Source organism: Acinetobacter sp. ABJ_C1_1 (assembly GCF_044684115.1).
GTDB classification, from domain to species: Bacteria; Pseudomonadota; Gammaproteobacteria; order Pseudomonadales; family Moraxellaceae; genus Acinetobacter; species Acinetobacter nosocomialis_A.
The window spans coordinates 23285-38402 of sequence record NZ_JBITPU010000016.1 but is presented as its reverse complement, the minus strand read 5'-3'; the positions used below and the strand labels follow the sequence as shown (position 1 = coordinate 38402).

General features: G+C 41.0%; 12 protein-coding genes. 9 read left to right on the top strand and 3 right to left on the bottom strand.

Translation table 11 applies throughout. The features are described 5' to 3' along the window. Positions 1 to 54: 54 nt before the first annotated feature. Complete coding sequence (locus ACG59Z_RS15905; protein ID WP_272303734.1) at positions 55 to 936, bottom strand: LysR family transcriptional regulator; 882 nt, start codon at positions 934 to 936, stop codon at positions 55 to 57. Between the two features lie 165 nt (positions 937 to 1101). On the opposite strand from ACG59Z_RS15905, the gene ACG59Z_RS15900 reads away from it, so the two are divergent. The 7 genes from ACG59Z_RS15900 (at position 1102) to ACG59Z_RS15870 (ending at position 9696) form a co-directional block, all read left to right on the top strand. Beyond that, on the top strand, positions 1102 to 2619 hold the full coding sequence (locus ACG59Z_RS15900) for a CoA-acylating methylmalonate-semialdehyde dehydrogenase (RefSeq protein WP_400200245.1): 1518 nt from the start codon (positions 1102 to 1104) through the stop codon (positions 2617 to 2619). 11 nt (positions 2620 to 2630) lie between these two features. Beyond that, positions 2631 to 3521 (top strand): 3-hydroxyisobutyrate dehydrogenase, encoded by an 891-nt coding sequence (gene mmsB / locus ACG59Z_RS15895; RefSeq protein ID WP_400200244.1) that lies wholly within the window; start codon positions 2631 to 2633, stop codon positions 3519 to 3521. Between the two features lie 81 nt (positions 3522 to 3602). Then, a complete protein-coding gene (locus tag ACG59Z_RS15890) occupies positions 3603 to 5252 on the top strand; it encodes an AMP-binding protein (RefSeq protein WP_400200242.1) in 1650 nt (549 codons plus the stop codon). Positions 5253 to 5263: 11 nt separating this feature from the next. Further along, positions 5264 to 6391: an acyl-CoA dehydrogenase family protein gene (locus ACG59Z_RS15885; RefSeq protein WP_019457967.1), complete on the top strand. Its 1128-nt coding sequence runs from the start codon at positions 5264 to 5266 to the stop codon at positions 6389 to 6391. 21 nt (positions 6392 to 6412) lie between these two features. Next, a complete protein-coding gene (locus tag ACG59Z_RS15880) occupies positions 6413 to 7186 on the top strand; it encodes an enoyl-CoA hydratase (RefSeq protein ID WP_400200239.1) in 774 nt (257 codons plus the stop codon). 12 nt (positions 7187 to 7198) lie between these two features. After that, positions 7199 to 8224, top strand: a complete 1026-nt coding sequence (locus ACG59Z_RS15875) for an enoyl-CoA hydratase/isomerase family protein (protein WP_400200238.1) — start codon at positions 7199 to 7201, stop codon at positions 8222 to 8224. A gap of 119 nt (positions 8225 to 8343) precedes the next feature. Beyond that, positions 8344 to 9696, top strand: a complete 1353-nt coding sequence (locus ACG59Z_RS15870; RefSeq protein WP_400200236.1) for an MFS transporter — start codon at positions 8344 to 8346, stop codon at positions 9694 to 9696. Between the two features lie 95 nt (positions 9697 to 9791). Here the strand turns inward: ACG59Z_RS15870 and abaI are convergent, their stop codons facing one another. Continuing rightward, on the bottom strand, positions 9792 to 10358 hold the full coding sequence (gene abaI, locus ACG59Z_RS15865) for an acyl-homoserine-lactone synthase AbaI (protein WP_396480876.1): 567 nt from the start codon (positions 10356 to 10358) through the stop codon (positions 9792 to 9794). Positions 10359 to 10421: 63 nt separating this feature from the next. Continuing rightward, complete coding sequence (locus tag ACG59Z_RS15860; protein WP_400200234.1) at positions 10422 to 10838, bottom strand: DUF4902 domain-containing protein; 417 nt, start codon at positions 10836 to 10838, stop codon at positions 10422 to 10424. An 815-nt stretch (positions 10839 to 11653) separates the two neighbouring features. On the opposite strand from ACG59Z_RS15860, the gene abaR reads away from it, so the two are divergent. Beyond that, positions 11654 to 12370, top strand: coding sequence for a LuxR family transcriptional regulator AbaR (abaR, locus tag ACG59Z_RS15855; RefSeq protein ID WP_396480878.1), 717 nt, complete (start codon positions 11654 to 11656; stop codon positions 12368 to 12370). A gap of 829 nt (positions 12371 to 13199) precedes the next feature. Continuing rightward, positions 13200 to 15089 carry a fatty acyl-AMP ligase gene (locus tag ACG59Z_RS15850; protein ID WP_396463852.1) on the top strand — a complete coding sequence of 630 codons (1890 nt, stop codon included), beginning with the start codon at positions 13200 to 13202 and terminating at the stop codon, positions 15087 to 15089. Positions 15090 to 15118: the final 29 nt, after the last annotated feature.

Below are 15118 nucleotides of genomic sequence, written 5' to 3'. Positions count from 1 at the left end.
TCTCGATTTACCAAAAAAGCCAATCATAATTGATTGGCTTTTTTATTGAGGTGTCTAATCGACCAGTAAATGTTGATACTTGTCGGCCTGTTTACGCAAATAATCCCAGACGAGTTTAATGCGTGGTTCGTGCTGTAAATCAACAAAGGTCAGCATCCAGAAAGTATGAGTAAAACGAACTTGTTGTTCTAATACTTCTTCGAGTTCAGGTTTATCGTTTGCCAGAAACTTGGGCAAAATCGCAAGCCCTGCACCCGCACTGACCGCAATTTGTTGGGCCAAAATACTGCTGCTACGAAAGTTGGCATTGAGCTTTAAAGGTAACCGTTCTAAACAGTACAGCTCTGGGCTATACACCAGATCATCAATATAGTTCACAAAGCGATGCTGGGTTAAATCTTCTAGACGTCGAATAGGTGGGTTTTGCGCTAGATAGTTTTGGCTGCCATAAATTTTTAAGCAGTAGTCTGATAAGCGCGTAATGATGTAGGGCCCAGACGTTGGGCGTTCAATCGACACTACAATGTCTGCTTCACGGTGTGAGAGCTTAATCATTTTTGGTACTGGAATTAGATCGATGGTGAGTAAGGGATACTGAATCGAGAACTCAGCCAGTAAGCGTGCTAAAAATGCAGTTCCAAAGCCCTCAGGTGTGCCAATTCGCACACGACCTTGCAAAGGTTGATGTGGTTTTTCAATTTGTAAAAAAGCTTGTTCCATTTGCTCAACTCGAGGAACAAGTGCCATTCCTTCAAGTGTCAGCTCATAGCCCGTTGCCTCACGCTTAAACAAGGTTGTACCCAAAGCAAGTTCTAGCGCCTGAATCCGTCTAGCCACCGTACTGTGCTCGACACCAATAATACGTGCTGCATTGGTTAAGGTTTTAGTGCGAGCTAAAACCAGAAAAAACTGTAGATGATCCCAATCCACTTTCATTTTTGTTATTGTCCTTGTGCATATTTGCACAACAATCGTGCATGAATTTGCGTTGGTGGTCAAAGCTTTCTTTGTTAGTCTCAAATAAAACCTGAATAAAGAAAATACATAGATCAGTATTTTCTAATAACTGAACACAATAAAAATATGGCCTACGGAGAGGTTATGAACACAATCCAAAAAATCGAATTGGAAACCGCTAAATTACTCATTAACGGACAGTTTATCGAATCTAAAACACAGGAATGGCAAGACATTGTTAACCCTGCCACTCAGGAAGTGATTGGTCGCGTACCATTTGCAACGGTTCAAGAAGTTGACGCTGCTATTCAAGCTGCACAAGATGCTTTTGCTTCTTGGCGTCATACTCCAATTCAGGCGCGTATGCGCATCATGCTTAAGTTGCAAGACTTAATCCGTGCCAACATGAAGGAAATTGCACAAGTACTAACGGCTGAACAAGGTAAAACCTTGGCAGATGCCGAAGGTGATATTCAACGTGGTTTAGAAGTGGTTGAACATGCCTGTTCGATCGGCACTTTGCAAATGGGTGAATATGTTGAAGGTGTAGCACGTGGTGTAGACACGTATACCTTGCAGCAACCATTAGGTGTCTGTGCGGGTATTACGCCATTTAATTTCCCTGCCATGATTCCACTTTGGATGTTCCCAATGGCAATCGTGTGTGGCAATACATTTGTTTTAAAACCTTCAGAACAAGATCCTTTATCAACCATGATGTTGGTTGAACTTGCGATTCAAGCAGGTATTCCAGCAGGTGTGCTGAACGTTGTTCATGGCGGTAAAGAAGTAGTTGATCGTTTGTGTACCCATAAAGATATTAAAGCGATTTCATTTGTAGGCTCAACTGCGGTTGGCACACATGTTTATAACCTTGCAGGACAACATGGCAAACGCGTGCAATCAATGATGGGTGCAAAAAACCATGTGGTTGTGATGCCAGATGCCAATAAAGAACAAACCCTGAATGCCTTGGTGGGTGCAGCGTTTGGTGCTGCTGGGCAACGCTGTATGGCATTGTCTGTTGCAGTCATGGTGGGTGACAGCAAACAATGGATTCAAGAGCTAGTCGAAAAGGCGAAAACCTTAAAAGTAAATGCAGGTCATGAGCCAAATACTGACATTGGCCCAGTCATTTCAAAACGTGCTAAAGCGCGAGTCTTGGACTTAATTAATAGCGGTGTTGAGCAAGGTGCCGAACTTCTGCTTGATGGTCGCAATGTGCAAGTGCAAGGTTATGAATCGGGCAACTTTGTAGGTGCGACGATTTTTAGTGGCGTAAATACCGACATGCGTATTTATAAAGAAGAAATCTTTGGTCCAGTACTTTCGATTATTTGTGTAGACACACTTGATGAAGCGATTGCTCTAATCAATGCCAACCCATTTGGTAACGGTGTAGGCCTATTTACTCAAAGCGGTGCCATTGCACGTACTTTCCAAAACTTAATTGATATTGGTCAAGTCGGTATCAACATTCCAATTCCTGTACCAGTGCCTTTCTTTAGTTTTACCGGTTCAAGAGGCTCAAAACTCGGTGATTTGGGGCCATACGGTAAACAGGCTGTGCAGTTCTATACCCAAACCAAAACGATTACCAGTCGCTGGTTTGAAGATAGCCATGAAATTGGCGGTGTAAATACAACCATTAGTTTACGTTAAGGGGATCACCGATGAATATCGCCTTTATCGGTCTAGGCAATATGGGCGGCAGAATGGCCCATAACCTACTAAAAGCTGGAATCAAAGTTTATGGTTATGACCTCAGTGAAGTTGCTATTCAGCACTTCGCCGAGGCAGGTGGCATAGTCTGCGACAGCCCACAGGCAGCAGCAAAACAAGCGGATGTGGTTATTACCATGTTGCCTGCGGCAAAACATGTTAAAGAAGTTTACTTGGGTGAAAATGGTGTCTTGGAAGTGCTAAAAGCAGGTAGCTTATGCGTTGATAGCAGTACCATTGACCCACAAACCATTAAAGACATTGCTGCTGTTGCGCACAGTAAAAATATTAAAATCTGTGATGCACCAGTCTCTGGTGGAACCATTGGTGCTCAAGCAGGAACTTTAACCTTTATGGTGGGTGCCGATGATCAAACCTTTAACGACGTAAAACCTGTACTCAGCCACATGGGCAAAAATATTGTTCACTGCGGTGATGTGGGCGCAGGTCAAATTGCCAAAATCTGCAATAACCTGATTTTAGGTATTTCAATGGCTGCTGTTGCCGAAGGTATGGCACTCGGTGTAAAGCTGGGCATCGACCCACAAGCATTGGCAGGCGTCATTAACACCTCAAGCGGTCGTTGCTGGAGCTCGGATGTGTGTAACCCATGGCCGCATATTAATGAAAATGCCCCAGCATCTCGAGGTTACCAAGACGGCTTTGCGACTCAGCTGATGCTAAAAGATTTAGGACTCGCTGTAGAGGCCGCGGGCCAAGTCAAACAGCCAGTGGTATTAGGTGGCATGGTACAGCAGCTCTATCAGCAAATGTGCATGCGTGGTAATGCCAATCTCGATTTTTCGAGCATTATTCAGCAATACCTGCCACAAGAGGCATAACGGTAAAGCCAAAGGATGGCTTTAAACCAATAAATCAAACCCTGTCGTGAATAACAACAAATCCGGACTGAGGGAAAAGATATGATGGATTATCAAAATGCTGCACAGGCTTTCGATTTGGAAAGTACTGCAAAACAGATGTTGTCAGGTTCACTTGATGCACTTAACGCATGTTATGAATGCTGCGATCGACATGCAGATGGCGACAAAATCGCGCTGTACTGGCAAGGAAAAGATGGGCGTAAAGAGCAATATACCTTCCGTGAACTAAAAGAATGGTCGAGTCAGTTTGCTAACTTTTTAAAAGCACAAGGTGTGAAAACTGGGGACCGTATTTCAGGGTTATTACCAAGAACACCTGAACTGATTGTGACTATTTTGGCAGCTTGGCGAATTGGTGCAGTCTATCAACCGCTATTCACAGCATTTGGCCCAAAAGCGATTGAGCACCGTATTCAGCTTGCACAAAGTAAGCTGGTGGTGACCGATATGGGTAACCGTAGCAAGCTTGATGAAATTGAAAAATGCCCTGCAATTGTGACGGTGGCGGACGCACAAGGTACTCCGCTCAAAGCAGGGGATTTTAACTTTTGGAATGAAGTGAAGCAGCAGTCTGATCAATGTGATCTAGTCATGCGTAGCATTCAAGATCCTTTCTTGCTCATGTTTACTTCGGGCACAACAGGGCCTGCAAAACCATTAGAAGTACCACTAAAAGCACTGATTGCCTTTGGTCGATATATGCAAGATGCCATTGGTTTAACAGAAGAAGACTCGTTTTGGAATATTGCCGATCCGGGTTGGGCGTATGGGCTCTACTACGCGATTACTGGACCGTTATTTTTAGGCCATGCCACTTTGTTCTATGAAGGCGGTTTTAGTACCGATAGCCTATGCCAAATTGTGAAAGATTATAAAGTTAATAATTTGGCAGGTGCACCAACGGCTTACCGCATGATGATGGCGGCTGATCCGGCACAAATGGCGCCGTTAAAAGGGCAGTTTCGTGTGGTGAGCAGTGCAGGCGAGCCGCTTAACCCAGAGGTTATACGCTGGTTTAAACAAGTCTTAGATGCTCCAATTTATGACCATTACGGGCAAACCGAAGTCGGCATGGTGGTATGTAACCATCATGGCTTACAACATGAAATTCATGCCGGTTCAGCAGGCTTTCCAAGTCCAGGCTATCGCGTTGCGATTGTTAATGAGCAAGGGGAAGAGCTTCCGCCAGATACACCGGGAATTTTAGCGGTCGATATTAGCCAGTCTCCAATGATGTGGTTTGGTGGCTATAAAGAAAGCCGTAAATCGCCATTTGTCGGTCATTACTACTTAACAGGTGATACTGCTGAGCTTCATGCCGATGGCAGTATGAGCTTTGTAGGCCGTAGCGATGATGTGATTACCACATCAGGCTACCGTATTGGACCTTTCGATGTAGAAAGTGCCTTACTTGAACATGATGCAGTGGTTGAGGCCGCAGTGATTGGTGTGCCTGACCCAGACCGTACCGAAGTTGTGAAAGCATTCGTGATTTTAGCTGCGGGTGTTCAGCCTACAGAGGCACTTGCTGAAGAACTCAGCCAGTTTGTTAAAAGACGACTTTCTGCTCATGCTTACCCACGTTTAGTTGAATTTGTGAGTGAATTACCTAAAACTCCAAGTGGCAAAATTCAGCGCTTTTTATTGCGTAATCAAGAAATTGCTAAACAACAAGCTAAAGCAGGGTAAAGGAAATAATAATGCAATTTACCGAAGAACAATTACTTATCCGTGACATGGCGAAAAGTTTCGCCCAAGAACAAATTAAGCCTTATGCCAGCGATTGGGATCGGGACGGGACTTTCCCAAAAGAGACTCTGGCTCAAATGGGGCAACTCGGTTTTATGGGTATGCTTGTTTCAGAGCAATGGGGCGGTTCAGACACGGGTAACTTAGCCTATGTATTGGCTCTTGAAGAAGTTGCGGCGGCAGATGGTGCAACTTCGACCATCATGAGTGTACATAACTCGGTTGGCTGTGTGCCTATTTTAAAGTTTGGGACTGACGAGCAAAAAGAGCGCTTTTTAAAACCCCTTGCGCAAGGTGAAATGATCGGTGCTTTTGCCTTAACTGAACCTCATACTGGTTCAGATGCGGGAGCCATTAAAACCCGAGCTGTCAAAGATGGCGACGATTACATTTTAAATGGTGCTAAGCAGTTTATTACCTCGGGTAATAATGCTGGTGTCATTATTGTGTTTGCCGTGACCGATCCGAGCGCAGGTAAAAAGGGCATTAGTGCCTTTTTGGTCCCGCGTGAGACACCGGGTTACGAAGTGATTCGTGTTGAAGAAAAGCTGGGTCTGCATGCGTCGGATACCTGCCAGATTGCTCTGACCGATGTGCGCATTCATAAAAGCCTCATGCTTGGCAAAGAAGGTGAGGGCTTGAAAATCGCTCTTGCCAATTTAGAAGGTGGACGTATTGGTATTGCTGCACAAGCAGTCGGTTTAGCACGTGCGGCGCTCGAAGAGGCGACCCGTTATGCCAAAGAGCGTATTACTTTTGGAAAACCAATTTTTGAGCATCAAACCATCGCATTTCGCCTTGCCAGTATGGCAACCGAAATTGAAGCAGCGAGACAACTGGTTCACTACGCTGCGCGTCTCAAAGAAGCAGGGCAACCGTGTCTCAACGAAGCCTCAATGGCTAAGTTATTTGCTTCAGAAATGACTGAGCGTGTGTGTTCGAGTGCACTACAAGTGTTTGGTGGCTATGGCTATCTCAGAGACTTCCCAATTGAACGTATCTATCGTGATGCCCGTATTTGCCAAATTTACGAAGGCACGAGTGATATCCAGCGTTTAGTCATCGCACGTAGTCTATAAAATCAGAACAAGGAATAAGTAATGCAGTGGCAAAGTATTTTATTAGAAAAGCGTAATGGGATTGGACTGATTACATTAAATCGCCCTCAAGCGCTCAATGCTTTAAACAGCGAATTAATTAGTGAAATTAATCAGGCATTAGATCAGCTCGAAAAAGACCGTGAAATTGGTTGCATCGTATTGGCAGGTTCTGAAAAGGCTTTTGCCGCAGGTGCCGATATTAAAGAAATGGCTGATTTAGCATTCCCTGATATTTATTTAGATGACTTTTTCCATCTTGCAGACCGTATTGCACAGCGCCGTAAACCTTTAATTGCTGCGGTGAGTGGCTATGCGTTGGGTGGTGGCTGTGAATTGGCGCTCATGTGTGACTTCATATATTGTGCTGACAACGCCAAGTTTGGCTTGCCTGAAGTGACTTTAGGTGTAATTCCGGGTATTGGTGGCACACAGCGCTTAACCCATGCGATTGGTAAAGCCAAAGCAATGGAAATGTGCCTTACCGCTCGTCAAATGGGCGCAGTAGAAGCAGAGCAAAGTGGTTTAGTCGCACGTGTTTTTAGCAAAGAAGAATTACTTGAACAAACCTTGCAAGCGGCTGAAAAAATCGCGGCACGATCTTTAACTGCAAACATCATGCTTAAAGAAACCATTAACCGAGCTTTTGAAGTAAACCTCACTGAAGGCTTGCGTTTTGAAAGACGTATGTTCCATTCAATATTTGCAACATTTGACCAAAAAGAAGGCATGCAGGCATTTGTTGAAAAACGAAAGGCAAATTTTAAAAATCAGTAAGAGATCAATAAAATGAATACAGAAAATCACTTAATGATTGAGCGACAAGGTAAGCTCGGCATGATTACCTTAGACCGTGTGACTCATCTCAATGCATTGTCGCTAGATATGATTAAAAGTATTGGTGCCCAATTGGAACTGTGGCGAAATGATGCTGCTGTTCAGGCAGTGTTAATTAAGTCTAATAGTCCAAAAGCGTTCTGTGCAGGTGGTGATATTCGCTATCTCTATGACAGTTATAAAAATGGCACGGCCGATTACAAAGGTTACTTTAGTGCCGAATATAAAATGCTAAATATACTGCGTGAATATACAAAACCAGTCATCGTTATGCTTGATGGCTATGTATTAGGTGGTGGTTTTGGCTTGGCTCAGGCTTGTCACATTGTGGTGAGCAGCGAAAAGTCGAGATTTGCTATGCCTGAGACAGCGATTGGTTTTTTCCCAGACGTTGGTGCAACGCATTTCCTGTCTCGTCTTGATGATATTGGCGTTTATATGGCAATTACGGGCGAGCAGATCAGCAGCAGCGATGCGCTTTACCTCGATTTAATTGACTACCATGTTCCAAGCGAGCAGTTACAAGCTTTGCAAGATGCTCTGGTTGAAGCACCAAGTTTAACTAAAGAGGGAATTGAACACATCATTACCCGATTTATTACTCGTCCTGCTGAAAGTGAGCTTAAACAACTTGCCGAAGGCATCCGTAAACATTTTGGATTTCAGCATTTAGATGAGATCGAACAAAGCCTTGAAAATGAACAAGATGAAAGCTTAAAAACTTGGGCAAGCAAGATGCTCAGTATTTTGCAGCAGCGTTCATTTATTGCTAAACAAACTAGTCTGAAACTGCAACATTTAGGTCGTGGGCTTTCGCTACAGCAGTGTATGCAGCTTGAGCGCGATTTACAGGACATCTGGTTTGAGCATGGTGACTTTATTGAAGGCGTTCGCGCACTCATCGTCGATAAAGACAAACAACCACAATGGCAAGAACGTAATCCGGAGCTGGAACAAATTTTAGAAAAACTGAGCTAAACCGAATTACAACAACATAAAAAGCTTAAGGAGATAAAGCAGGCCTGAAAATGCTTATGGTCAGGACTGGTCATAAGCATAAAAAAGACAAAACAAGAAAATCTAAAAAGGATATTACGATGCAAACAATACATGGAAACGGTTCACATTCTAAAAAGTCGTCACATCGATTAGCAGGCATCTCTAGCATGGTCGGTACCACCATTGAGTGGTATGACTTTTTTGTTTATGGTGCGGCAGCAGCCCTCATTTTTAACAAGTTATTTTTCCCTAATCTGGACCCACTTACAGGTGTACTTGCGGCATTTGCAACCTATGCCGTTGGGTTTATTGGGCGGCCTTTAGGAGGTCTGGTCTTTGGTCATTTTGGTGACAAGATTGGCCGTAAATCGATGTTGCTACTGACCTTGATGCTCATGGGGATCCCAACCGTACTGATTGGCTTATTACCAACTTACGAATCAATTGGTTACTGGGCTGCAATTTGTTTGGTTGTCTTACGATTCATTCAAGGGATGGCAATGGGCGGTGAATGGGGCGGTGCTGTGCTTATGGCCGTTGAACATGCACCCGAAGGCGGTAAAGGGTTCTGGGGAAGTTTGCCTCAAGCCAGTACAGGTGGCGGTTTAATGCTAGCCTCAATTGCATTAGGGCTGGTGTCGTTATTACCTGAACAAGCACTGTTTAGCTGGGGGTGGCGTTTACCATTTCTTGCCAGCATTATTTTACTAGCAGTAGGTTGGTACATTCGGGTGAAAGTACCAGAGTCACCAGATTTTGAAAAAGTAAAACAGCAGTCCGAAGAAGTCAAAGTTCCTGCCGTACAAGTTTTTAAAAACCATCCAAAGCAACTCATCACTATTATTTTGGCGCGTGCTGCCGAAAACGCATGGTTCTATATTGCCTCAACCTTTACATTGGCTTATACCACTGCGCAACTTGGTATCGCACGCCAAGACATTTTGTTTGCTACCATTTGCGGTGCAATAGTCATTCTATTTATGACACCATTATGTGGACATTTGTCAGATAAAGTGGGTCAACGTAATATGTTCATGTTTGGTTTATGCATATTGGCACTTTACTGCTATCCATTTTTCACCATGCTCAACACAAAAGATCCGGTACTCGTCTGGACAGCAATTGTGTTAGCAATTGGCGTGGTTTTCCCGATTATGTATGCACCACAAGCTCAGCTTTTCGCCCGTCAATTTCCTGCGGAAATTCGCTACAGCGGAATCTCTATTTCGGTACAGTTGGCTGGTGTATTAGGCGGTGGTTTAGCACCGATGATTGCCACTAAACTGCTTAGTGTTGGGCAAGGTAATCCATATTTAATTATGCTTTATATTGGAAGTATGGCTATCGTTGCCATTATATCGACCTCCTTTATGCCGCGTGACTGGACGACTAAAACGGATGAGGATTATCATAAAAAAGTAAACTTAAATTTAAAAACCAAGACTGATTAATACGCGTTATTTTTGTCTCGGTGGTATGTATATTTCTTGGTTATAGAGAGATAGGTTAACTCATGCTAAAGCAGCAAGAGTTAACCTTTAAACAATTAGACATCAATTAAACATGCAAACATCGAATATCCATCAATCGTCATTGGTGGTCCTGCACGATGGGCACGAAAACCAGCCGCACGTAATAAACGCTCTACACCAAGAGGAGAGGTCGTAATAAGTTGTTTGGCCCCTTGTGCTCTTGCAAAGTTAATCGCTTCTTGCAGAATTGCAATAGAAACTGGCGATGACACTGCTTGACTCGCTGTTGTAGGTGGATTCGAGAAATCTACAGCAGAGAATCTTGAGAGTTCCCAAATTTCTGGTGAGCAGGGAATAGGCATTCCATTGAGTAATTGAGGAAATATTTCACCTAATAAATAGGGTTGAGTCGTAGGTAATAGTCTGGCACAGCCAATAATATTGGACTCTCTATCTTGAGCAACCACATAAGCTGTATCGATTTTATCAAATTGATCTAGTTCTTCATTATGTGGGCAATTTAACTCCCATCCCAAATGTTCAACAAATACCCTATAACGGTAACTTTTAAATTTGGTATATAAGCCTTCTGAAAAATTGTTTTGAAATCCAGCAATAATGTTCATTACAAGTGCTTCCACTTATTTTTGATGTGACTTTACTGAACAGCTGGGAAGGCGGTAACTGTAAAAATTTACAGGTTTCTAAGAGAAAGTCAGACTTAATTTAGACTTTGTTAATGTTGCATTGATTTGAGCATAAATGAACTGTTCCCAAAACAGCGTATCTATTTTTCTTTCAATTAGTGTTTCGGTGATATCAAATCCAATATCTGTACCAGACACATCAACAATCATGATATTGCTTCTGGGTAGGCCAATTCGTTTTAAGCTAGCAAAACCATTTTGCTCTACGAACTCCCAGTCCCATCCGGTACTTAAAGCTGGGGTCTTTAATGTGGCCCATTCAGTAAAACCATAATAGATAATTTGAGACTCTTTAATGTGTGTAGACTCAATAATAGATATGACGTGTTGGAAAGGGTAATTCATAAGCTGGTTTTCATTCATGCGAATAAAACCATCTGTTGAGATTGGAAAATGAGGGGGGATGCTGGCCATGCTACCTGTTCAAGCAACCTGAATTAGGAATCTATTGATAAATAACATAAATTATTGCCAATTAAATACTGTTATGTTTAACAGGTTAGATATAATTTGATACCTTACACCGTTAAGCTTTTCTTATTAGAGACTTGTTTAAGTATTAAGGTTTGCTTATGTAAAATTGAAAATTTTGTAGCTTTAATATGAAAATTACTTTTAAAAAATGCTCCATAGGCTTAGTTTGTTATAAATTTTGTAAATAGCATCTATTCTCATTATTAAAATAATAATTATAACTAAGAGAAGTCATAACCTAATTATTTGATTTGCTAGATCATTATGGATGTTTTTAGTTTCAATATATAAGAACTGGTAAAATTATATCACGTGGACGAGTAGGGGGAGATATTATTTAATTAAATTAATAAAAATATACTCAGAAGAATAAATATTAAGCTGCTTTCATTAATTTAAAAATTGTTGTTTTTTGGAATAAAATGCATCCTGTAAAATTTAAATTTTCAAGCATAATCTGCACACGGATATAACAACCTTAAAAGCTTTCAGAAATTTAGTTTATCTGAATAATTTGCAACCATATCAGGCTTGAAAGTGTTGTTAATTGGATGATGAATTCAAAATCTGCAATTGAGAAATCAAGAAAAGAAGATTAGGTATTGAACATATTTTTGGAACCTAAAATCTTTTAGATTCTTGCAGAGCTTTATTGAAATAAAGGTAAAAATTAGGCCTACGCTTCAATTTGATCACTTGAATTCACAAGATGCAACTGACAAAAATGATTTGTGAATGGAGTCTAATGAGCGCAAATGGAAAGTTGGCAAGAGGATTTATTATCAGCATTTCTGATCGTACAAGATGAAGATGAGCTGTTTGAAGTAGTTAAATCTACAGCTTTAAAGCTTGGATTTGATTATTGTGCTTATGGTATGCAGTCACCCTTATCTATTGCTGAACCAAAAACGATTATGTTGAATAATTACCCTCAAGCATGGCAGAAGCGTTATGTAGAGCAACGCTATGTGAAGGTGGACCCAACCGTGCAGCATTGTATGGTCTCACTTCAACCTCTTGTATGGTCCAGCCAATGTGCAAAGACACAAGAAGAAAAAGAGTTCTGGGAGGAAGCACGTTCTTATGGTTTAAATGTTGGTTGGGCTCAGTCAAGCCGTGATTTTATTGGGACCAGAGGAATGTTAACACTCGCAAGATCTGCCGACCAATTATCAGAAAAAGAGCAAAAAGCACAATATACAAATATGTACTGGTTGACCCAAACAGTGCATTCCAGCATTGCTAAAATTGTAAATGATGTAGAGTTCTCTCAGTTTAATCTTTATTTAACGAACCGAGAAAAAGAGGCGCTACGTTGGACGGCTGAGGGTAAAACGTCAGCAGAGATCGCGCAGATTCTTGGGGTGACGGAAAGGACGGTAAATTTCCATCTCTGTAATTCGATGCAAAAGTTAAATGTGAACAATAAAATCTCAGCGGCTATTCGGGCTGTAATGCTTGGGCTTTTATAGAGATAAATAATAAAGAATTAATATTAAAATTTAAAAATAATTAGTTATAATGTTTTATTTTAAATTAGGTTAATTAAATATTTAAAATAGTTTTTAAACTTAAGATAAATTAACAATTAAAATGTTTTTAAATTAAATAAAGTGTAAGGTTTTATTTTAAATTTTGGTTATTAAAAAATAATAAAATTTATTTTTTAGAGAGAAGTTATTTATATTAGGATTCCTGCTATAAGCTTCTAATGATTTATAAATAATCATATAAATTAAATAGATTAATTGCGGAACTTGTATCTTGGTTGCACATGAGATGCTTTTCAATCACTAAAATGCTGATTAGATGATTTCAATTTAATACTTGACCCTTGAAAATAAAGGGGAACGAGAGAGTAGGTACTTTATGCTTGAATAACCTGTCATCATAAAAATGATGAATTATGTCACATATAACCATCTAAAATTAAAAGTTAGGTAAGAGAAGAGTTACAATTGAGCACAGATTTTAAGATTAAAAAAACATCAAAATTTTAGCTTTGTAATATCTAAATTAAGAGTAAAGATTGAGTATTAAGTTTAATTAATACAGGAATTAAAAATATATAACTGAATAAAAAATGATTTGTGAAAGCGGTCTGGCTTCTTAATTTTTGATAAATCACATCCAACCTGTAAACACTTACAGGTGTAATAAAAAACACTCGCACATAAAATATAATGTGAATTTATATTTTAAACAAAAAGTATATTCATTTTTTATTTAAAAACCCAGCTAGAAATTTAATTTCTGAATGAGCAGGTTTTAAGGGTTAATTATAATTAATCGGAGTAAGTTATGGCTGTAATGTGTACGGATAATATCATTGCAACTTTGGAATCCCATGCAAATTTACAGGGAGGTAAAACTGCTTTCGAGTATTTGGGACGCCAATCTGGTGGTATTCAATCTCTAACGTATGCAGATCTGAACGAGCGAGTTCAACACCAAGCTCAGATATTAATGAACCTTGTGGACAGTGGTGAGCGTGCAGTGTTGCTGTTCGAGCCTGGGCTAGACTTTATCGTATCGTTCTTTGCTTGTCTGAAAGCTAAAATTATCGCAGTACCAGTTAGCTTGCCGTTTAATCGTAATGGTTTTTCTAATATTTTGAATATTATGAATGACTGTGAACCAAAGATAGTACTCACAACAAAAAAAATTCTTGAGCTATCAGGTCTAATCACATTAAAAGCTCAAAATGAAAGTTTAATACTACATGCAGTTGACGCCGAATTTCAGCGTGACTTGGTGGAAAAAGATTTTCCATATATTGATGCAGATGACGTTTGCTTCCTTCAATACACGTCAGGATCAACAGGTTGGCCTAAAGGTGTAATTGTCACCCACAAAAATATTATGGCAAATGAAGCCATGATTGCTGAAGCTTTTTGTACACAACCTGATGATATTGGCCTGACATGGCTGCCTGTTTATCACGACATGGGGTTAATTGGCTCAGTTTTGCAGACCGTATATGTTGGTTTGACTTGCTATGTGATGTCGCCACTAGACTTCATTCGAAAACCTCTTAAATGGCTACAATTCATTAGTGAAAAAGGCGTCACGATTAGTGGTGGACCAAATTTTGCGTATGAATTGTGCTTGCATCGCATCTCGGATGAAGATGCAGCAGCGCTTGATCTAAGCCATGTGCGTGTGCTGTTTAACGGTGCAGAGCCAATCAAGGCGCATGTCATGCAACGTTTCATGGAGAAGTTCAATACTCAATCGAAATTGAAACTGGATACTTTCTTGCCATGCTATGGCTTGGCAGAGGTGACGCTCTTGGTCAGTGGTGTAACTGGTCCACTCAATGCAATTTCGCTTGATCGTGACAAGTTAAATGCTCACTTGGTACAGACCAGTCAGGATCAGACCGCGGTGCAAGTGGTGAGTTGTGGCAAGATCTCGGCACACATTGATTGCCGCATCGTCAATCCGCATACCCGTAAAGAAGTAGCAGCTCATGAAGTCGGTGAAATCTGGCTAGCAGGAGAGAGTGTTACAGCAGGCTACTGGCAGAAGCCAGAGGTCAATCAGGAAACCTTTGAAGCAACTATCCTTGATGAGGCAGATCAGCCGAGTAAAGAGTATTACTTAAGAACGGGTGATATGGGCTTTATTAAAGATGGAGACCTGTATGTAACTGGCCGTCTTAAGGATGTGATTATTATCCGTGGTAAGAACTATTACCCGCAAGACATCGAGTGCTCTGTTGAAACGGCACATCCTGCTGTTCGTAAAGGTTGTGTTGCAGCAGTAAATTTTGCTGACTCTGATGGTGTTACAGTTGTACTTGAAATCAAAAAGAAGTCATTAGATAAAACTCTTAATTTTGAAACCATCAGAACTCAGGTCAAAGAACAAGTGGCGGCTGACATTGGCTTGCCTGTAGACAGTGTCTATTTATTACATCAAGGCCGAATAAATAAGACCACGAGCGGCAAAATCAGAAGAAGAAAAATTAAAGAGCAGATCGAACGCGGTCAACTGGTCTGTTTAACCCATCCAAACCGTAGAACGGTGATTGCTCGAAACTATGTCAAGAACGGCTTAGAAGTCATCCGTGATCGTGAGCAGCGGGGGCAGCTGATTCGTTATAGCTCCAATCTACTCAACTCAATGATCAAGGAACGTGAAGTACGCACGTTGATTTTTAATCGTCTGAAAAGTGCTTTGTTTTAATCCTTACCCTTTAATCATTTTGAGTGAAA